Raw genomic sequence first — 18,687 nt, 5'->3', positions numbered from 1 at the left:
CGATATCTGCACAACGCTGGACGTATGGTCAACAGTGCCCAGTCGGGCTGAGAATCCACTTAGAGAACGTTCGGGACACACCCAATTCGTTCCCCCGTTCCCGCCGAGGTCAATCATCGTCGACGCCGACCCGTGGCGGGGCTACTCAGCGGGCGCGTGTCGGGAAACGCCCCGCTCGGGGGGAACGTCCAGCGTGGGCCGCCCCGGCAGCACGACGTGCACCGACGTGCCCGGTGGATTTCCGCCTGGCACGGTGTCCTCGATGCGTAGCGAACCACCGTGCTTGAGCACAACCTGTTTGACGATCGCCAACCCGAGGCCCGAGCCGGACATCGACCGCGCAGTCGTCGACCGGTAGAAGCGCTCGAACACCAGCGACCGCTCCTGCGGCGGAATGCCGGGGCCGTAGTCGGAGACCACCAACTCGGCATACATCGGATCGATCTGGTCCAGGCGCACCACCACCCGGCCGCCCGGAGGGCTCCACTTCGCGGCGTTGTCGAGCAGGTTGAGCACTGCTCGGCCCAACCCGGCCTCGTCGCCGTAGACCACCCATGAAGTGGTCGACGTCTCGAACTCGATGTCGTTGCGGCGGCGGCGAACTCGTTCCAGCGACCGGTCCACGATCTCCGCGACGTCGACCGATTCGTGCACGGTGACACTGGCGTCGTCGCGCGTGAGGTCGACGAGATCGCCGACCAGCGTCGAGAGTTCCTCGATCTGGGCGATCACGTCAGCGCGAAGATCCGCCATCTCCTCCTCCGGCAACCGCGGCGCACCGGGGGCCATCGACGCCATCAGCAGTTCGACGTTGGTGCGCAATGACGTCAGCGGTGTGCGCAGTTCGTGGCCGGCATCGGTGACCAGGCGGGCTTGGCGTTCCCGGGACTCCGCCAGCGCACGCAGCATCATGTTGAACGCCTCGGTGAGGCGGGCGAGTTCGTCGCTGCCGAACACCGGAATGGGCCGCAGGTCGTCGGTGCGCGCCACCCGCTCGGCGGCTTCGGTCAACCGTGCCACGGGGCGCAGGCCCGCGCGCGCGACGGCACCACCGGCGATGGCCGCCACCGCAACCCCGACTCCGCCGACGATGATCAGCACCGTGCTGAGGCGTCGGAGCAGTTGTGCGGTGGGCACCATGCTCTTGGAGATGAGCAGTGAGCTGTCGTTGGGCAGGTGCATCGCCAGCACCCGCTGATGGTTGGCCGTGCGCAGCGACATGATCAGTTCTCCGCGCAGCACGGCCTTTTCGGGTTCGCCCAGCGGCAGCGTCTGCCCCTGCTGGTTGGCCGTGAAGATGGCCCGGCCCGGAATCACCAGCATCGCGTTGACGTCCGAGTACGCGGTGCCCTCGATGGCCTTGCTCGGGTCGGCCTGCAGCGATCCGCTCTCGATCAACAGTCGGGCCCGGGTGCGCAGTTGGTTGTCGACGTCGTCGTACAGGGCGCGCGACACCACCGCCCAGACGGCCACCGCCATCAGCACCACGACCATCGCCACCATCGACATCGCCAGCAGCATCACGCGCCACCGCAGCGACACCGAACTCGTTCTCGACTGCGGATAGCGCGAATCAGGTTGTGGGGCAAACCCGTTACTCGGTGCAGACATCAGGGAGGCGTTTCGCGAAGCACATAACCCACCCCGCGCACGGTGTGGATCAGTCGCGGCTCTCCTTCGGCTTCGGTCTTGCGGCGCAGGTAACCGACGTACACCTCGAGGGCATTGCCGGAGGTCGGGAAGTCGAATCCCCACACCTCTTCGAGGATGCGACTGCGGGTCAGCACCCGGCGGGGGTTGGCGATCAGCATCTCGAGCAGCGCGAACTCAGTCCGGGTTAGGCTGATCGGGCGTTGGCCCCGGGTGACCTCGCGGGTGACGGGGTCGAGCGAAAGATCGGAGAACGTCATCGCGGCCGACTCGGCGTTTTCGTCCTCGGGGCCGGTGCGGCGGAGCAGCGCCCGCATGCGGGCCAGGAGTTCCTCGAGGGCGAACGGCTTCGGCAGGTAGTCGTCGGCGCCGGCGTCGAGGCCGGCCACGCGCTCGGAGACCGAGTCGCGCGCCGTCAACACCAGGATCGGCAGGTCGTCGCCGGTGCTGCGCAGCTGGCGACACACCTCGAGGCCGTCCAACCGCGGCATCATCACATCGAGCACCAGGGCGTCGGGCCGATCGCTGGCGATCAGGTCCAGTGCCTCGACGCCGTCCTGAGCCAGTTCGACGGAGTAACCGTTGAAGGACAGGGATCGGCGCAGCGACTCGCGCACCGCGCGGTCATCATCAACGACAAGAATGCGCACAGCCACAGTGTCGACCCCCTATCTGAGAGTGACCTGAGAGGCGCGTCGCCGGCCGGGCCGGCACTGCAGGCAGAGCGTCAGCGGCGGTCGAGGTCGATCAGGCCCAGGCGGGCTGCCTTGAGCAGCCGACGCGGCACCTTGTGCTGCTGACCGGCGACGTTCACGCTGACGAGCTCGGTGCGCTTGGCCTTCCACTGCGCACGCCGGCTACGGGTGTTCGCGCGCGACATCCTGCGCTTGGGCACAGCCATGATCGGATCTCCTCTTGGGGGTAAGTGCGTGCGGCGTCGGCTGGAGTTCTTTCGCTCCTCGCGTGCGCGGCGCCCTTCAGGATAACCAACGACCTGCGTAGCCTCCAAAACAGCGACTCGTGCGGCCAACCGGTGTGGCAGATGCCTTGACGCGATACCGCCGGTACCCGCTAACCTACCGGTTGGTTGAGGCCCGCAACGAAGGGAGCCTGCGTGACCTCCCCTGTTCCTGATCCGGCTCTGCACTCCGACCCGGTGCGCATCGGCAACTGCTCGGGCTTCTACGGCGACCGGCTGGCGGCGATGCGGGAGATGCTGACCGGCGGCGACCTGGACTTCCTCACCGGCGACTACCTGGCCGAGCTGACCATGCTGATTCTGGCCCGCGACCGCGCCAAGGACCCGGCCCGCGGCTACGCCAAGACGTTCCTGACCCAGCTCGAGGAGTGCCTCGGGCTGGCGCTCGACCGCGGTGTGCGGATCGTGGCCAACGCCGGTGGGCTCAACCCCGCCGGGCTCGCCGAGGCGGTGCGTGCACTGGCCGACCGGCTGGGGCTCTCGGTCAACGTCGCGCACGTGGAGGGCGACGACCTGCTCGGGCGCGCCGACGAGCTCGGGTTCGGCTCGGTGCTGGCGGCCAACGCCTATCTCGGCGCGTGGGGCATCGTCGAGTGCCTCGATGCCGGGGCCGACGTGGTGGTGACCGGCCGGGTGACCGACGCGTCGGTGATCGTCGGGCCGGCCGCGGCGCATCACGGCTGGCGTCGCACGGACTACGACCGGCTCGCCGGCGCCGTCGCGGCCGGCCATGTCATCGAGTGCGGCGCTCAGGCGACCGGCGGCAACTACGCCTTCTTCGCCCGCGATTTTCCCGACCTGACGACCTTGACCCATCCGGGCTTTCCGCTCGCCGAGATCCACTCCGACGGCACCTCGGTCATCACCAAGCATCCGGGCACCGGCGGCGCGGTCACCGTCGACACGGTCACCGCGCAACTGCTGTACGAGATCGGCGGCGCGCGGTATGCCAACCCGGACGCGACGTTGCGGGTGGACAGCATCGAGTTGTCCGGCGACGGCCGCGACCGGGTGGGGATCGCCGGGGTGCGCGGCGAGCCGCCGCCGCCGACGCTCAAGGTCTCGCTCAACAGCATCGGCGGTTTCCGCAACGATGTGACGCTGGTGCTCACCGGCCTCGACATCGAGGCGAAGGCCGACCTGGTGCGGCGCCAGCTGGAGAGCAGCCTGACGGTCAAGCCCGCCGAGATGGAGTGGACGCTGGCGCGCACCGACCACGCCGACGCCGACACCGAAGAGGCGGCGAGTGCACTGCTGCGGTGCGTGGTCCGCGACCCCGACCCGGCCAATGTCGGGCGCCAGTTCTCTTCGGCGGCAGTGGAATTGGCGCTCGCAAGTTACCCGGGCTTCCACGCCACCAGTCCGCCGGGACAAGGACAGGTGTACGGCGTGTTCAGGCCCGCGTTCGTCGCGGCCACCGAAGTGCCGCACGTGGCCGTGTATGCCGACGGCCGCCGTGTCGAGATCCCGCCCGCCGCCGAGACAATGGAGTTGGCGCCGGTGTCGCCGCTCGCGTCACCCGAGCCGCTTCCGGTCGGGGCGACGCGGCGGCTGCCGCTGGGCACCATCGCCGGCGCCCGCAGCGGAGACAAGGGCGGCAGCGCCAACGTCGGTGTCTGGGTGCGCACCGAAGAGCAGTGGCGGTGGCTGTCGCATGAGTTGACCATCGAAAAGCTGCGCGAACTGCTGCCGGAGACCGCCGATCTCACCGTCACCCGGCATCTGTTGCCCAACCTGCGCGCGGTGAACTTCGTCATCGAGGGCATCCTCGGCGAAGGAGTCGCTTATCAGGCCCGCTTCGACCCTCAGGCCAAAGGGCTCGGAGAATGGCTGCGCAGCAGGACCGTCGACATCCCTGTCGAATTCTGTTCAGACATCCCTGAGGAGCTATTGCCGTGAGTATCCGAAGACGAACGCGAGTGAGGATCGCGGCGAGGCACGAGCGAGGATCGGAGCGAGCGGGAGTCGAGGCATGAGTATCTGGCACACCCCCGAGCGTGAGCAACTGCGAAAGACGGTGCGCGCGTTCGCCGAACGCGAGGTCCTTCCGCATGTCGACGAGTGGGAGCGGACCGGCGAGTTGCCCCGCGAACTGCACCGCAAGGCCGGCGAGGCCGGACTGCTCGGCGCCGGCTTCCCGGAAGCAGTCGGGGGTGGTGGCGGCGACGGCGCCGACGCGGTGGTCATCTGCGAGGAGATGCATTACGCCGGATCCCCCGGCGGGGTCTTCGCGTCGCTGTTCACTTGCGGAATCGCGGTGCCGCACATGATCGCATCCGGTGACGAGCGGCTGATCGACACCTATGTCCGGCCGACGCTGCGCGGCGAGAAGATCGGCAGCCTGGCGATCACCGAACCCGGCGGCGGTTCTGATGTCGGACACCTGACCACCCGAGCGGAGCGCGACGGTGATCACTACATCATCAACGGCGCCAAGACTTACATCACCTCCGGCGTGCGCGCCGACTATGTGGTGACCGCGGCGCGTACCGGTGGGCCCGGCGCCGCGGGCGTTTCGCTGATCGTGGTGGACAAGGGCATGACCGGATTTGAGGTCACCCGCAAGCTCGACAAGATGGGCTGGCGGTCGTCGGACACCGCCGAACTGTCCTACACCGACGTCCGTGTGCCCGCCGCCAACCTCATCGGTGCGGAGAACACCGGCTTCGTCCAGATCGCCGGAGCCTTCGTCTCCGAGCGCGTCGGCCTTGCCGCGCAGGCGTATTCGAGCGCTCAGCGGTGCCTTGACCTGACCGTCGAGTGGTGCCGCAACCGCGAGACCTTCGGCCGCCCGCTGATCTCGCGCCAGCAGGTGCAGAACACGCTGGCCGAGATGGCGCGCCGCATCGACGTCGCGCGGGTCTACACCCGCAGCATCGTCGAGCGGCAGCTTCGCGGCGAGACGAACCTGATCGCCGAAGTCTGCTTCGCCAAGAACACCGCCGTGGAGGCCGGCGAATGGGTGGCCAACCAGGCGGTGCAGTTGTTCGGCGGCATGGGTTACATGTCAGAGTCCGAGGTCGAGCGCCAGTACCGCGACATGCGCATCCTCGGAATCGGCGGCGGCACAACCGAGATCCTCACCTCGCTGGCCGCTAAGACGTTGGGATATCAATCGTGACCGCACTGCACTCCACGCTCGACGCCGCGTCACCCGCCTACGACGAGGCGGCGTCCACGATGACCGCCAAGCTTGCCGAGCTCGAAGCCGAGCATGCCAAGGCGTTGGCCGGCGGCGGATCGAAATATGTTCAGCGTCACCACGACCGCGGCAAACTCACCGCGCGCGAGCGCATCGAGCTGCTGCTCGACCCGGACTCGCCCTTCCTGGAGTTGAGCCCGCTCGCCGCGTGGGGCAGCGACTTCACCGTCGGCGCCAGCGTGGTGGTCGGCATCGGGGCGGTCGAGGGTGTCGAGTGCCTGATCGTCTCGAACGATCCCACGGTCAAGGGCGGCACCAGCAACCCGTGGACGCTGAAGAAGATCCTGCGCGCCAACCAGATCGCGCTGCAGAACCGGCTGCCGGTGATCTCGTTGGTGGAGTCCGGCGGCGCCGACCTGCCGACGCAGAAGGAGATCTTCATCCCGGGCGGACAGATGTTCCGCGACCTCACCAGGCTGTCGGCGGCGGGCATTCCGACCATCGCGCTGGTGTTCGGCAACTCGACGGCCGGCGGCGCCTACATTCCCGGCATGTCCGACCACGTCGTGATGATCAAGGAGCGCTCGAAGGTGTTCCTGGCCGGCCCGCCGCTGGTGAAGATGGCCACCGGCGAGGATGCCGACGACGAGTCGCTCGGCGGAGCCGAAATGCACGCGCGCACTTCCGGGCTGGCCGACTACTTCGCGATCGACGAGCCCGACGCGATCCGGATCGGACGCCGCATCGTGGCACGGCTGAACTGGCACAAGCAGGGCCCGGCGCCCGCACCGGTCGTCGAGCCGCTCTTCGACGCCGAGGAACTGCTGGGCATCGTGCCCGCCGATCTACGGATCCCGTTCGACCCGCGCGACGTCATCGCCCGCGTGGTCGACGGCTCGGAATTCGACGAGTTCAAGCCGATGTACGGCTCGTCGCTGGTGACCGGTTGGGCCCGGCTGTACGGCTACCCGATCGGCATCCTGGCCAACGCACGCGGCGTGCTGTTCAGCGAGGAGTCGCAGAAGGCCACCCAGTTCATCCAGCTGGCCAACCGTTCCGACACTCCATTGTTGTTCCTGCACAACACCACCGGTTACATGGTCGGCCGCAAATACGAGGAAGGCGGCATGATCAAACACGGCTCGATGATGATCAACGCCGTGTCGAACTCGACGGTTCCGCACATCTCGCTGCTGATCGGCGCGTCCTACGGCGCCGGCCATTACGGGATGTGCGGGCGCGCCTACGATCCGCGGTTCCTGTTCGCGTGGCCCAGCGCCAAGTCCGCGGTGATGGGCGGTGCGCAGTTGGCGGGCGTGCTGTCGATCGTCAGCCGCGCCGCCGCCGAAGCCCGCGGCCAGGTCTTCGACGAGGAAGGCGACGCGGCACTGCGGGCGGCGGTGGAGGCGCAGATCGAGGCCGAGTCACTGCCGATGTTCCTGTCCGGCCGGCTGTACGACGACGGGGTCATCGACCCGCGCGACACCCGCACGGTCCTCGGAATGTGTCTGTCCGCCATCGCCAATGGCCCGATCAAGGGGACGTCGAACTTCGGCGTCTTCCGGATGTGAGCGCCGAGATGTCAGTGATTTCGGTGTACTTGGTCGCGGTGAGCGCAACCAACTGCGCCGAAATCGCGAAGGAAGGGGCCCGATGATCACACGAGTTCTGGTGGCCAACCGCGGCGAGATCGCGCGGCGGGTGTTCGACACGTGCCGGCGGCTCGGTATCGGCACCGTCGCGGTCTACACCGATCCCGACGCGCACTCGCCCCATGTCGGTGAGGCCGACGCGCGGGTCCGCCTCGAGGGCCGCACCGGATACCTCGATGCCGGGCAGTTGATCGCAGCGGCGAAGGCGACAGGTGCCGACGCGATTCACCCCGGGTACGGCTTCCTCTCGGAGAACGCGGAATTCGCCGCCGCGGTCCAGGACGCCGGGCTGACGTGGATCGGGCCGCCGGTGGCCGCGGTCGCCGCGATGGGGTCGAAGATCGAGGCCAAGAAGCTGATGGCCGCTGCCGGTGTTCCGGTGCTCGACGAGCTCGATCCCGACACCGTCACCGCCGATCAGCTACCGGTGCTGATCAAGGCGTCGGCGGGCGGCGGCGGCCGCGGCATGCGGGTGGTGCGCGAGCTGGCCGAACTTGCGGGCCAAGTCGAGGCGGCTCGCCGCGAGGCGCAGTCGGCCTTCGGTGACCCGACGGTGTTCTGCGAGCGCTACCTCGCCACCGGCCATCACGTCGAGGTGCAGGTGCTCGCAGACGAACACGGCACCGTCTGGGCGGTCGGCGAACGCGAATGCTCGATTCAGCGCCGCCATCAGAAGATCATCGAGGAGGCGCCCTCACCGCTCGTCGAGCGCACCCCCGGCATGCGCGCGAAACTGTTCGACGCCGCCCGGTTGGCCGCCACCGCGATCGACTACACCGGCGCGGGCACAGTCGAGTTCATGGCCGACGAGAACGGCGAGTTCTTCTTCCTCGAGATGAACACCCGGCTTCAGGTCGAGCACCCGGTGACCGAGGAGACGACCGGGCTGGATCTCGTCGAACTGCAACTGATCGTCGCCGACGGTGGTCGGCTCGGCACCGAACCGCCGCCGTCGCGCGGGTACTCGATCGAGGCTCGGCTCTACGCCGAGGACCCGGCCAAGGGGTGGCAGCCGCAAGCCGGCACCGTGCACCGGTTCGAGGTGCCGGCCAACGTGCGCGTCGACTCCGGCGTCGTGGCGGGCTCGGAGGTGTCGATCTTCTACGATCCGATGCTGGCCAAGGTCATTTCGTATGCGCCGAGCAGGCGCCAAGCCGCCGGCGTGCTCGCGGACGCGCTGACCCGCGCCCGGATCCACGGCGTACGCACCAACCGCGACCTGCTCGTCAACGTGCTGCGGCATCCGGCGTTCCTCGACGGTGCCACCGACACCGCGTTCTTCGACACGCACGGCCTCGCCGACCTCGCCGCGCCGCTGGCCGGCGATCACGCGGTGGCGTTGTCCGCGATCGCTGCCGCGCTCGCCGACGCCGCCCACAACCGCGGTACCGCAAAGGTTTTCGCGGCCGCACCCAGCGGGTGGCGCAATCTCGCGGCGGGCCACCAGACGAAGCGGTATGCCGACGTGACGGGCACCGAGCACGAGGTGCGTTACCGGTTCGCCCGCGGCGGCCTCGACCTGCCCGGCCACGACGGCGTCTCGCTGGTGTCGGCCGGTCCGACGCAGGTGGTGCTGCGGGTCGACGGCGTCGACCGGCCGTTCGATGTCGCCCGCTACGCCGACGCGGTGTTCGTCGACTCCCCCTCGGGCCCAGTGCAGCTCACCGCGCTGCCACGCTTCGGCGATCCCGACGCCGCGGTCGCCCTCGGCTCGCTGTTGGCGCCGATGCCCGGATCGGTGTTACGGATCGGCGCGGCGGTCGGCGACGCGGTCACCGCCGGCCAACCGCTGGTGTGGCTGGAGGCGATGAAGATGGAGCACACCGTGACCGCCCCCACCGACGGCGTGCTCACCGAACTGAACGTCGAACCCGGCCAACAAGTCGATGTCGGAGCAGTCCTGGCCCGAGTCGAGAACCCACAAGGAGACCAGCAATGAGCAGTTTCATCGAGACCGAAGAGCAGCAGGCGCTACGCAAGGCGGTGGCCGCGATGGCCGCCAACTACGGCCAGGACTACTACCTCGAGAAGGCCCGCGCCGGCCAGCACACCGACGAGTTGTGGTCCGAGGCAGGCAAACTCGGCTTCATCGGAGTGAACCTGCCCGAGGAGTACGGCGGCGGTGGCGCGGGGATGTACGAGCTGTCGCTGGTGATGGAGGAGATGGCCGCGGCCGGCTCGGCGCTGCTGATGATGGTGGTGTCGCCGGCGATCAACGGCACGATCATCTCGAAGTTCGGCACTGAGGAGCAGAAGAAGCGCTGGCTGCCCGGCATCGCCGACGGCTCGATCACGATGGCGTTCGCGATCACCGAACCCGACGCGGGTTCCAACAGCCACCGCATCACCACCACGGCGCGCCGCGACGGCAGCGACTGGATCATCAACGGCCAGAAGGTGTTCATCTCCGGCATCGACCAAGCGCAGGCGGTGCTGATCGTCGGCCGCACCGAAGATCACAAAACCGGCAACCTCAAGCCGGCGCTGTTCATCGTGCCGACCGACACAAAAGGGTTGAGCTGGACGAAGATCGACATGGAACTGGTCAGCCCGGAGAGCCAGTTCCAGGTGTTCCTCGACGAGGTGCGCCTGCCGTCGGACGCGCTGGTGGGTTCGGAGGACGCCGCGATCGCCCAGTTGTTCGCCGGCCTGAACCCCGAGCGGATCATGGGCGCCGCCAGCGCGGTCGGCATGGGCCGGTTCGCGATCAACAAGGCCGTCGACTACGTCAAGTCTCGACAGGTGTGGAAGACACCGATCGGCGCGCACCAGGGCCTGTCGCATCCGTTGGCGCAGAACCACATCGAGATCGAGCTGGCCAAGCTGATGATGCAGAAGGCGGCGTCGCTCTACGACGCCGGAGACGACGTGGGCGCCGCCGAGGCGGCGAACATGGCCAAGTACGCCGCCGGTGAGGCGTCGGTGCGCGCGGTCGACCAGGCCGTTCAGTCGTTGGGCGGCAACGGGCTGACAAAGGAGTACGGAATCGCCGCCGCGGTGACCGTGTCGAAGCTTGCCCGCATTGCGCCGGTCAGCCGGGAGATGATCCTCAACTTCGTCGCGCAGACCTCGCTCGGTCTGCCCCGGTCGTACTGATGAGTGCACTCGTCGGTTTCGCGGTCGACGGACCGGTCGCCCGGCTCACCCTGGACTCGCCGGACAACCGCAATGCGTTGTCGACCGCGCTGGTCGACCAACTGCACCAGGGCTTCACCGACGCCGTCGCCGACCCCGCCGTGCGGGCGGTGGTGCTCGGCCACACCGGTGGAACGTTCTGTGCGGGCGCCGATCTCGCCGAAGCTGCCGGACGTGACCCCGGCGCACTGGCGGTCGACCGCGCCCACGAGATGACCCGGCTGCTCCGCCGCATCCTCGAGCTGCCGATCCCGGTGGTCGGCGCCATCGACGGGCACGTCCGCGCGGGCGGCCTCGGCCTGGTCGGTGCCTGCGACATCGTCGTGGCCGGCCGGCAGAGCACGTTCGCGTTGACCGAGGCCCGCATCGGCGTTGCCCCGTCGATCATCTCGCTCACCCTGCTGCCGAGGATGACCAGTCGCGCGGCGGCCCGCTACTTCGTCACCGGGGAGAAGTTCGGCGCCGCGGAGGCCGCCGAGATGGGCCTGATCACGATCGCCGCCGACGACGTCGACGCCAGCGTCGCCGAACTCACCACGGCGATCGGCAAGGCGTCGCCGCAGGGTCTGGCCGCGTCGAAAGCCTTGACCACAGCATCGATTCTGGCGGATTTCGACCGCCGAGCCGAAGCCCTCACCACCCAGTCGGCCGAACTGTTCGTCTCCGAGGAGGCGCGTGAAGGCATGATGGCGTTCTTGGAGAAACGCCAGCCGAAGTGGATTTCGACGGCTCGCTCCTAGGGCACGGCCGGCTGCTCGGAGGACTGCTGCGGCGGTGACGGATTCGACCGCCCGCGGTTGCGCCATTTGGTCTTGAGCCGTGTCGGCAGTCGCTCGACGACCTCCCACGGCACGAACGCCAGATACAGCACAAACATGGCGAGGCTGAAGAACCCGACATTCAGGTTGAGCATGATCGTCAAGTGCATCAGCACACCGGCCAGCAGCACCCAGAACCGCCATCGCCGGCTCCAGACCAGTACCGCGAGCGCCAATTCGATCAGCAGGGTGCTCCACGTCAGGACATTGACCAGAATCGCGTTGGCGGACAACCATTCCGGCGCGGTCAGCAGCGCCCACCTGCCGTCGGTGTGCCACGCGTAATAGACCGCCGAACCCTCCACCCAGGGTTTGCCCGCCAGCTTCGCCTGGACGGTCGCGAGGTAGATGACCGACAACTGAATCTGCAGCAGCCGGACGGGCCACACCTGCCTGGCTTCTGCGGACCAGAACGTTCCGGTACGGCGCCGCTGGTCCATCGACAACGCCGCCCCGCACGACGAGAGCGCCAGAATCAGGGCGACGACGGTGAGAATGGCGTCACCGGCATTGAAGTATGGGGCGCCGCGCCGCAGGAACGACTGAAGCAGGACGAACACCAGGACCGCCGCCACGCGGCTGTGCCAGCCCACCGTCATCGCGACGGCCGACAACAGCATCAGCACCCACCCGATCACGAGCGCGGTGTCGCCGGGCCAGAACTCGAACACACTCCACTGGAAGTCGACCCTCGGATGCTCGGGCAGCACACCCTGATTCCCGAATACCTCGAGCAGATCGGGCAGCAGCGCCACGGCCCACGCCATGACCACGACCCCGAACCCCATCCGGACCAGGCCAAGTGTGTACGCCGGCGCAGACGTGAAGAAGAAGGCGCACCAGCGGTCGACGCACCTGCCGACCCCCGCCCGGAGCCGATCGGACACGCTCATCGGGAGCCCGCCAAGTTCTCTTGGTACAGAAGCTTCGTGGCGGTTGGGCGCCGATTTCCCGAAGGCGGTTCGTCCGGTGCCCGCAACGTTTCGGTTCGAAGCACCATGGTGACGCCGACGGCATGTTCGTTCGGCTTGCTGACCTGCCGGACCACCCAGTGCGCGAGCTGTGGCCGGAACGCGGAGTCGAGCACGGCGGCATATCTGAGCAGTAGCCAGCGATCCCACCAGCCGACGCCGCTTGCGCCGGGCTCGAAGGTCCACACCCGGACCTCGCCGCCGGCGAACCGGACCTGAACCTCGACCGTGTCTTGACGCCTGGTCGGGTTGGCGTACATCGCCCAACTCTGATCCAGACCCGTGGGCACCGCGACCGGTTCGACGACCGGTAGCAGGCTGCGCTTGATCGGCGAATCGGGCAGGTTGCACACGATGCCCACGAGGAGGAACAGCACAATGACGACGCTCACCACCGCCTTGCCCACCGGCGAGTCCTCGAAGCGCTGCTGAATCAACGTCGCCCACCCTTGCTCGCGTCGCAAACACCTTAGTTCACGTGAGGGTCGTCGCCATGGCGTCGCATCGTCGCTCATCGACAAGGCGGTCTATTCTGAGGCCTTCACCCGCCGAGGAGGAGCTGATGTCGCGCACGGTCCTCGTCACCGGTGCAACGGGCACGCTGGGGCATCGCGTCGTTCCAGAAGCGGTCGGGGCCGGGCATCCCGTCCGAGCGTTGAGCCGCAAGAGCCACGTCGGATACACCGGCGTGAATTGGGCGCAGGCCGATCTGGTGAGCGGCACCGGCCTCGACGAGGCGGTTGACGGGGTGCACGTCGTGGTCAACTGCGCGACGCAGCCCACCGGCGACAAGGACGTCACCGCGATGCGGAACCTCGTCGAGGCGGCGCAGCGAGCGGGCGTCGCGCACATCGTGCACGTGTCGATCGTCGGCATCGACCTGATCCCGCTGCCGTACTACCGCGCGAAGCTGCGCGCCGAACAAGTCCTCGAGGCATCGGGCGTCGGCCATACGGTGCTGCGCGCCACGCAGTTCCACGATCTGATCGGCGCCATGTTCGCGGTGCAGCGGTACTCCCCCGTGCTGTGGGCGCTGCGCGGCGTGAGATTTCAACCGATCTCCACTACCGACGTCGCGGCACGGCTGGTGGAGCTGATCGACGCCGAACCCGCCGGGCGGGCGCCGGACATCGGCGGGCCGGCCGTGCACACGCACAAAGAGTTGGCGCGCATGTACCTGACGGCGCACCGAAGCCGTCGGCGAGCCGTCGCGGCGCCCCTGCCGGGACACATCGGGGCGGCGCTGCGGTCGGGTGCCAACCTGGTCCCGCGGAACCCTGTCGGCACCGTCGGCTTTGCTGAGTTCCTGACGTCCGGGCGATAAGTTTGGTCATCTACCTTCTTCGCCGTGGCTCGTCAGGGCACAGTTTGGACAATGGTCTTGCGTGTGCCACGGTTCGTCGTAGGCTCGTATCCGATGAGCACTCCAGCGTCGCGGAACGGTTCGATGCGAGCTGCTGACACCGACCGCATTCAGGTGGCGCAGCTGCTCACTGACGCCGCCGCGCAGGGCCGCCTTCAACTCAACGAGTATGAGGACCGCCTGGCCAGGGCGTACGCCGCGCAAACGAACGACGAGCTCGACCGCCTGTCGGCGGATCTGCCCGGCGCGGTCACCCGGGGGCGCAGCGGCGGCCCGTGTCGGCCCGCGCCGTCGACGATGCTGCTGGCGATCATGAGCGGATTCGAACGCCGCGGCCGCTGGAACGTGCCGAGGCGGATGACCACGTTCGCTCTGTTCGGTGGCGGGGTCATCGATTTGCGGTACGCCGACTTCACCTCGCCGGAGGTGGAGATCCACTCGTACTCGATCTTCGGAGGCCAGACGATCCTGGTGCCGCCCGAGGTCAACGTCGACCTGCGTGGTGTCGGGGTGATGGGCACCTTCGACCAGTCCGTGGAGGGCGACGGCTCACCGGGGGCGCCGTGCGTGTGTATCCGCGGCTTCTCGCTGTGGGGCCGCGTTGCCATCAAGCGCAAGAAGCGCAAGGCCGCTTAGCGCGAGTCTCCCGTAGTAAGCAGGAAGCTCCTACGGTCGAGATTGCGCTGAGGGTCGTAGGGCGGCGCACGACCCTGACTGCAATCTCGCGTGTGGGACGCAAGAGTCACCCCGCACTCGGCCCGCTTGACCGTCGCTAGCGCCTCCGGCGCGACCGCAGGTAGTCGCCGACCACGGCCGCACCGAGACCGTCGAGATCGGGCACCACGACCCGGCCCTCCACCCGCCGGGCCACCTGGTCGATGAACCGCGCCAGTCCCGGATCGTCGCCCAACCGGAAGATCGTCACCTGCGCCCCGAGCGCGGCGACCTCGTCGAAGCCCTTGACGGTGTGCGCGATCGTCCGCGGATGCGGCGGGTAATCAAAGAACACGCCCGGCGGCTGAGCCGCCGAATCCGACCCAGCCCCGCGTCCGTATCCCTCCAGGTGCGCGGTCGGCTCACCGTCGGTGACGACCAGCACCACCGGCTGCGCGTTGGGATGGCGGCGCAGGTGCCGCCCGGCGAGCGCCAGCGCGTGGTGCAGGTTGGTGCCCTGCTCGTACACCCCTTCCAGCCCGGTGAGTTCGGCCGCCGTCACGGTGCGCGCGTAGCGGCCGAAGGCGATGATCTGCAGGGCGTCGGACCGGAACCGGGTGCTGACGAGGTGGTTGAGCGCCAGCGCTGTGCGTTTCATCGGCAGCCACCGGTTCTCCATCACCATCGAGAACGAGGTGTCGACCAACAACGCCACCGCGGCCTGCGTGCGCGTCTCGGTCTCGGAGATCTCGACGTCTTCGACCGTGATGCGAATCGGGCGTTCGGCCACCCCCGTCCCCGCCTGGCGCAGCACCGCGTTGGTGAGAGTCCGGGTGACGTTCCACGGTTCGGTGTCGCCGAACGCCCACGGCCGGGTCGCCCCGGTCAGCTCGCCGGCCGCGCCGGCCCGGCGGGTGTCCCGCTCGCCGTGTCGACCCGAGAGCCGTTGTGCCACATCGCGTAACGCCGTCTGACCAAGCTGACGCATCGCCTTGGGAGAGAGCCGCCACTGGCCGTCGGAACCCCGATTCAGGAACCCCTGATCCATCAGCGCCCGTTCGAGCTCCGTCAGCGTGCGCGCGTCGACGGCGGCGTCCTCACCCAGCTGGCGGGCCAGCATGTCGAGGTCGACGTCCTCCATCGTCGCGCCGGCGTAACTCTGCGACAACGCCTCGGCGAGCTGCTCGAGTTCGGCGATGTCGGCCATCGCCTGAGCGCCCTCTCCCATGCCCAGCGGATTGTCGCCGGAGAACTCCGACGAACCGGTCCAGTCCTCCCCCGGCCGCGCCGCCTGCAGGTGGGCGTCCAACCGGTTCAGCGCGTTCATCAACGACGGCGAGCCGAACGCCTGTTGTGCCAACGCATCCAATTCGGCCCGTTGTTCGGCGCTCAAACTGTTGCGGAACCGCTGCGCGGCCGCGGCGCGCTGGGCCAGCGAGTCCAGCAATTCGTCGACGTTGCGCGGGTTCTCCGGAAAGAACTCGCCGTGCTTGTTCATGAAGTCTTGAAAATCCTGTTGGGTGTCTTCACCTTTGGCGTGCTTGTCCAACAGGTCGTTGAGGTCGTCGAGCATCTCGTTAACGCGCTGGCGGTCCTCGTCGGTGGCGTTTTCCAGCGCCTGCTTCATACCCGCGAACCGCTGGTCGAGCATCTCGCGGCCGAGCAGGTCCTTGATCTGCTCGTACTTCTCGCGGGCCTCCTGCGAGCGCCAGTCGTAGTCGGACAGCTCCTGCACGGCCTTGGCCGGTGACGGCGGCAACGACTCGATGCGCATCTCGTTGAACCTGGCGTCATCGTCGAGCGCCCGGGCCAGCTCCTTGCGCTCGGCCAGCACGGCCTCGTCGAGAAGTTTCTTGATCTCGGCCAGCGTGCCGTCGAGATTGTTGCGCGACAACAGCTCTCGACGACGACGGTTGGCCTCGGCGGCGAGTTTGTCGGCGCCGCGCATTTTCTTGGTGCCGCGACGCATGAGTTCCGACAGCGCGCGCCGCGGCGAGCTGCCCTCCATCACGTCCTGGCCGATCTGCTCGAGCGCCTCGCGCAGGTCGAGCGGCGGCGCCAACGGGTCGGGTCCGCCGGTGTATCGCGAATACCGCGAAGTCCGTTTACTCATCGTCACGCGCCTCAACGCGCCTCGTTTGTGAATCTGACGACGTTTTTCGGCGATTTCCGTCGTCAGATTCACACTGGCCGACACGCGGCGTGCTCTTACCCATAGACGGTTTCGCCTTCTCCGGACACCTTGTCGATCCGCTTGGCCAGGTACAGCGCCTCGAGCGCCAGTTCGACGGCCGCGGCCCGCTGACCGTCGGTCACCGCCCCGAGCCGCTTCTGTATCTCGGCGATCGCCGGGACTTCGGGCACCGCGGCCAGCACCTCGCGAGCGGACACCCGCTCGCCGGTGGTGACCGCCGACCCGTTCTCGATTGCCACCACCAGCGGTCCGACGTCGATACCGCCGAGCAGCCGCTGCGCGGTGTCGGCGGTGGCCCGCCGCAGCAGGTGTTCGAGCACCGCCTGCTCGCGGCCCTCCTCGCCGGACTCGAACTCGAGCTTGCCGCGCAGCACGTCGACCACCGAGGACAGGTCGACCACGCGGGCGACGGGCTCCTGCTCGCCGAGGACGGCCGACCGGTGGCGCGCGGCCGCGGCGGCGGTCTCGGCGGCGGCGATCGCGAAGCGGGCCGACACGCCCGAGCGCTGGTCGATCGACCGCGACTCGCGTAGATAGCGGGCGAACCTGGCAAGCACGTGCACCAGGTACTCGGGCACCTCGGCGGCAAGGTGCGCCTCCTGGGTGATGACGCCGACTTCCGCGTCGAGTTCACGCGGATAGTGGGTCCGGATCTCCGCACCGAAGCGGTCCTTCAGCGGCGTGATGATCCGGCCGCGGTTCGTGTAGTCCTCCGGGTTGGCGCTGGCCACGACAAGAACATCGAGCGGCAGCCGCAGCGTGTAGCCGCGGACCTGGATGTCGCGCTCCTCCATCACGTTGAGCATCGACACCTGGATGCGCTCGGCTAGGTCGGGCAGCTCGTTGATCGCGACGATGCCCCGGTGTGCGCGCGGGATGAGGCCGTAGGCGATGGTTTCCGGGTCGCCGAGGCTGCGGCCCTCGGCCACCTTGATCGGGTCGATGTCGCCGACGAGGTCGGCCACGCTGGTGTCCGGAGTGGCCAGCTTCTCGGTGTAGCGCTCGCTGCGGTGCCGCCAGGCGATGGGCAGGTCGTCACCGCTGTCGGCGGCCCGGCGGATCGACTCCGGAGTGATCGGGCGGTACGGATGCTCACCCAGCTCCGAGCCGGCGATCACCGGGGTCCACTCGTCGAGCAGACCGGCCAGCGCGCGCAGCAGCCGCGTCTTGCCCTGACCGCGTTCGCCGAGCAGCACGACGTCGTGACCGGCGATCAGCGCTCGCTCCAACTGCGGGATGACGGTGTCCTCGAAGCCGAAGATGCCCGGCCACGGGTTGCGGCCCTCCGCCAGCGCGGCCAGCAGGTTCTCCCTGATTTCGGCTTTGACGCCGCGCTCGCGATGGCCGGACGTCCTCAGCTCGCCGACAGTGCGGGGCAGATCAGTGGGTGCAGTCACGATCTCCACGCTACGACTTGCTCCGCGACGGTGCGGGTTTGCACCCGACACGCCCGCTCAGTTCGGCGACGGCGGCAGGAGTTGGAAACCCGTCAACATCGTCTCGGTGTCACGTTGATACGTCGGGTCGTCGGGGTCCATGGTCTGGGCGGTCACGCTGACGGCGTAGGTCGCATTGTTGGAATGCATCACGACGCCGAGCGCGATGGCCGGGTGCGCCGCGATGTTGCCCAACACCGGCATCTGGTAGCGGAACGTCCGGGCAGGCAGCGCGCACAGCGTGCCCTCGGCGACGCGGACGTCGGTTGCGCCCAGCCCGGACTCCAACGCGTCGAGCATGTTGTCGAACACCAAGCCCGCGTCTTGGCTGCCCGCGGCGCGCTCGAACGTGACCACGACATTCGCCGCGAAACCGTCGGTGGTGAGACGGTCGTTGCGCAAAGCGAATCGGATCAGCTCCGAATCCATCATCGTCGACCGAACCCAATTCGGCGGCTGAGGGATCTTCATCACCGGCTCGTTATCGCCCCTGGCCGGGATCGTCGTCAGCGGAGCGTCGGTCGTCACGCACTGTGACGCGTCGGCTTCCGCCGCGGTCGCGGCCGCCGACAGGTCGGCGCCGGGCACCGCCCGCGGATCGTCGACGTAGCGGGTGCATGCAGCCAGGATCACTGTCGCCGCCAGCAGTAGGACGGTGGCAGGCCTCGATGCGGCGACCATGCTTGCAACCTA

16 protein-coding genes are annotated in these 18,687 nt (G+C 68.2%); 8 read left to right on the top strand and 8 right to left on the bottom strand.

Annotated elements, in window-relative coordinates; genetic code table 11:
* Positions 1-141: 141 nt before the first annotated feature.
* From AU187_RS14425 to rpmF, 3 genes are all read right to left on the bottom strand, one after another.
* Positions 142-1,611 carry a HAMP domain-containing sensor histidine kinase gene (locus AU187_RS14425; RefSeq protein WP_059098101.1) on the bottom strand — a complete coding sequence of 490 codons (1,470 nt, stop codon included), beginning with the start codon at positions 1,609-1,611 and terminating at the stop codon, positions 142-144.
* Entirely contained in the window at positions 1,611-2,300 is a 690-nt protein-coding gene (gene mprA, locus AU187_RS14420; protein WP_059098429.1) for a two-component system response regulator MprA, read from the bottom strand. The genes AU187_RS14425 and mprA overlap by 1 nt, the downstream gene beginning before the upstream one ends.
* 77 nt (positions 2,301-2,377) lie before the next feature.
* Positions 2,378-2,551, bottom strand: coding sequence for a 50S ribosomal protein L32 (rpmF, locus tag AU187_RS14415; protein ID WP_059098102.1), 174 nt, complete (start codon positions 2,549-2,551; stop codon positions 2,378-2,380).
* A 255-nt stretch (positions 2,552-2,806) separates the two neighbouring features.
* On the opposite strand from rpmF, the gene AU187_RS14410 reads away from it, so the two are divergent.
* The 6 genes from AU187_RS14410 to AU187_RS14385 all read left to right on the top strand — a co-directional run bounded on the left by AU187_RS14410 (position 2,807) and on the right by AU187_RS14385 (position 11,298).
* Entirely contained in the window at positions 2,807-4,528 is a 1,722-nt protein-coding gene (locus tag AU187_RS14410) for an acyclic terpene utilization AtuA family protein (protein WP_172800278.1), read from the top strand.
* A gap of 73 nt (positions 4,529-4,601) precedes the next feature.
* Positions 4,602-5,750, top strand: a complete 1,149-nt coding sequence (locus AU187_RS14405) for an acyl-CoA dehydrogenase family protein (protein WP_059098103.1) — start codon at positions 4,602-4,604, stop codon at positions 5,748-5,750.
* Positions 5,747-7,342 carry an acyl-CoA carboxylase subunit beta gene (locus tag AU187_RS14400; RefSeq protein WP_059098104.1) on the top strand — a complete coding sequence of 532 codons (1,596 nt, stop codon included), beginning with the start codon at positions 5,747-5,749 and terminating at the stop codon, positions 7,340-7,342. Before AU187_RS14405 ends, AU187_RS14400 begins: the two co-directional genes overlap by 4 nt.
* Positions 7,343-7,424: 82 nt before the next feature.
* Positions 7,425-9,362, top strand: a complete 1,938-nt coding sequence (locus AU187_RS14395) for an ATP-binding protein (RefSeq protein ID WP_059098105.1) — start codon at positions 7,425-7,427, stop codon at positions 9,360-9,362.
* Positions 9,359-10,519, top strand: coding sequence for an acyl-CoA dehydrogenase family protein (locus AU187_RS14390; RefSeq protein WP_059098106.1), 1,161 nt, complete (start codon positions 9,359-9,361; stop codon positions 10,517-10,519). The genes AU187_RS14395 and AU187_RS14390 overlap by 4 nt, the downstream gene beginning before the upstream one ends.
* Positions 10,519-11,298 carry an enoyl-CoA hydratase family protein gene (locus tag AU187_RS14385; protein ID WP_059098107.1) on the top strand — a complete coding sequence of 260 codons (780 nt, stop codon included), beginning with the start codon at positions 10,519-10,521 and terminating at the stop codon, positions 11,296-11,298. Before AU187_RS14390 ends, AU187_RS14385 begins: the two co-directional genes overlap by 1 nt.
* On the opposite strand, the gene AU187_RS14380 is transcribed toward AU187_RS14385, so the two are convergent.
* Together AU187_RS14380 and AU187_RS14375 are read right to left on the bottom strand one after the other, a co-directional pair.
* The gene (locus AU187_RS14380; protein ID WP_059098108.1) at positions 11,295-12,269 is read right to left on the bottom strand and encodes an HTTM domain-containing protein; all 975 of its coding nucleotides are present in this window, start codon (positions 12,267-12,269) and stop codon (positions 11,295-11,297) included. The genes AU187_RS14385 and AU187_RS14380 overlap by 4 nt on opposite strands.
* The gene (locus AU187_RS14375) at positions 12,266-12,784 is read right to left on the bottom strand and encodes a hypothetical protein (RefSeq protein WP_156425491.1); all 519 of its coding nucleotides are present in this window, start codon (positions 12,782-12,784) and stop codon (positions 12,266-12,268) included. Before AU187_RS14375 ends, AU187_RS14380 begins: the two co-directional genes overlap by 4 nt.
* Before the next feature lie 125 nt (positions 12,785-12,909).
* On the opposite strand from AU187_RS14375, the gene AU187_RS14370 reads away from it, so the two are divergent.
* Together AU187_RS14370 and AU187_RS14365 are read left to right on the top strand one after the other, a co-directional pair.
* The gene (locus tag AU187_RS14370; RefSeq protein WP_059166877.1) at positions 12,910-13,671 is read left to right on the top strand and encodes an SDR family oxidoreductase; all 762 of its coding nucleotides are present in this window, start codon (positions 12,910-12,912) and stop codon (positions 13,669-13,671) included.
* A gap of 93 nt (positions 13,672-13,764) precedes the next feature.
* Positions 13,765-14,346 carry a DUF1707 SHOCT-like domain-containing protein gene (locus tag AU187_RS14365; RefSeq protein WP_059098111.1) on the top strand — a complete coding sequence of 194 codons (582 nt, stop codon included), beginning with the start codon at positions 13,765-13,767 and terminating at the stop codon, positions 14,344-14,346.
* 136 nt (positions 14,347-14,482) lie between these two features.
* Here the strand turns inward: AU187_RS14365 and AU187_RS14360 are convergent, their stop codons facing one another.
* The 3 genes from AU187_RS14360 to AU187_RS14350 all read right to left on the bottom strand — a co-directional run bounded on the left by AU187_RS14360 (position 14,483) and on the right by AU187_RS14350 (position 18,675).
* Positions 14,483-16,477 carry a VWA domain-containing protein gene (locus tag AU187_RS14360; protein ID WP_059098431.1) on the bottom strand — a complete coding sequence of 665 codons (1,995 nt, stop codon included), beginning with the start codon at positions 16,475-16,477 and terminating at the stop codon, positions 14,483-14,485.
* Between the two features lie 95 nt (positions 16,478-16,572).
* A complete protein-coding gene (locus AU187_RS14355) occupies positions 16,573-17,955 on the bottom strand; it encodes a sigma 54-interacting transcriptional regulator (RefSeq protein ID WP_059098432.1) in 1,383 nt (460 codons plus the stop codon).
* A 57-nt stretch (positions 17,956-18,012) separates the two neighbouring features.
* Positions 18,013-18,675, bottom strand: coding sequence for a hypothetical protein (locus AU187_RS14350; RefSeq protein WP_059098112.1), 663 nt, complete (start codon positions 18,673-18,675; stop codon positions 18,013-18,015).
* Positions 18,676-18,687 lie beyond the last annotated feature (12 nt).

Source organism: Mycobacterium sp. IS-1556 (genome assembly GCF_001499985.1).
Classification (GTDB): Bacteria; Actinomycetota; Actinomycetes; order Mycobacteriales; family Mycobacteriaceae; genus Mycobacterium.
The sequence above is the reverse complement of the archived record's forward strand: the minus strand, read 5'-3'. Positions and strand labels throughout refer to the sequence as shown.

What these genes read in the sequence shown, in the direction of transcription:
- AU187_RS14425 (WP_059098101.1), bottom strand. Translation starts at nt 1,611, where the DNA reads ATGTCTGCACCGAGTAACGGGTTTGCCCCACAACCTGATTCGCGCTAT.
- AU187_RS14365 (WP_059098111.1), top strand. Translation starts at nt 13,765, where the DNA reads ATGAGCACTCCAGCGTCGCGGAACGGTTCGATGCGAGCTGCTGACACC.
- AU187_RS14385 (WP_059098107.1), top strand. Translation starts at nt 10,519, where the DNA reads ATGAGTGCACTCGTCGGTTTCGCGGTCGACGGACCGGTCGCCCGGCTC.
- AU187_RS14370 (WP_059166877.1), top strand. Translation starts at nt 12,910, where the DNA reads ATGTCGCGCACGGTCCTCGTCACCGGTGCAACGGGCACGCTGGGGCAT.
- AU187_RS14380 (WP_059098108.1), bottom strand. Translation starts at nt 12,269, where the DNA reads ATGAGCGTGTCCGATCGGCTCCGGGCGGGGGTCGGCAGGTGCGTCGAC.
- rpmF (WP_059098102.1), bottom strand. Translation starts at nt 2,551, where the DNA reads ATGGCTGTGCCCAAGCGCAGGATGTCGCGCGCGAACACCCGTAGCCGG.
- AU187_RS14360 (WP_059098431.1), bottom strand. Translation starts at nt 16,477, where the DNA reads ATGAGTAAACGGACTTCGCGGTATTCGCGATACACCGGCGGACCCGAC.
- AU187_RS14395 (WP_059098105.1), top strand. Translation starts at nt 7,425, where the DNA reads ATGATCACACGAGTTCTGGTGGCCAACCGCGGCGAGATCGCGCGGCGG.
- AU187_RS14350 (WP_059098112.1), bottom strand. Translation starts at nt 18,675, where the DNA reads ATGGTCGCCGCATCGAGGCCTGCCACCGTCCTACTGCTGGCGGCGACA.
- AU187_RS14390 (WP_059098106.1), top strand. Translation starts at nt 9,359, where the DNA reads ATGAGCAGTTTCATCGAGACCGAAGAGCAGCAGGCGCTACGCAAGGCG.
- AU187_RS14405 (WP_059098103.1), top strand. Translation starts at nt 4,602, where the DNA reads ATGAGTATCTGGCACACCCCCGAGCGTGAGCAACTGCGAAAGACGGTG.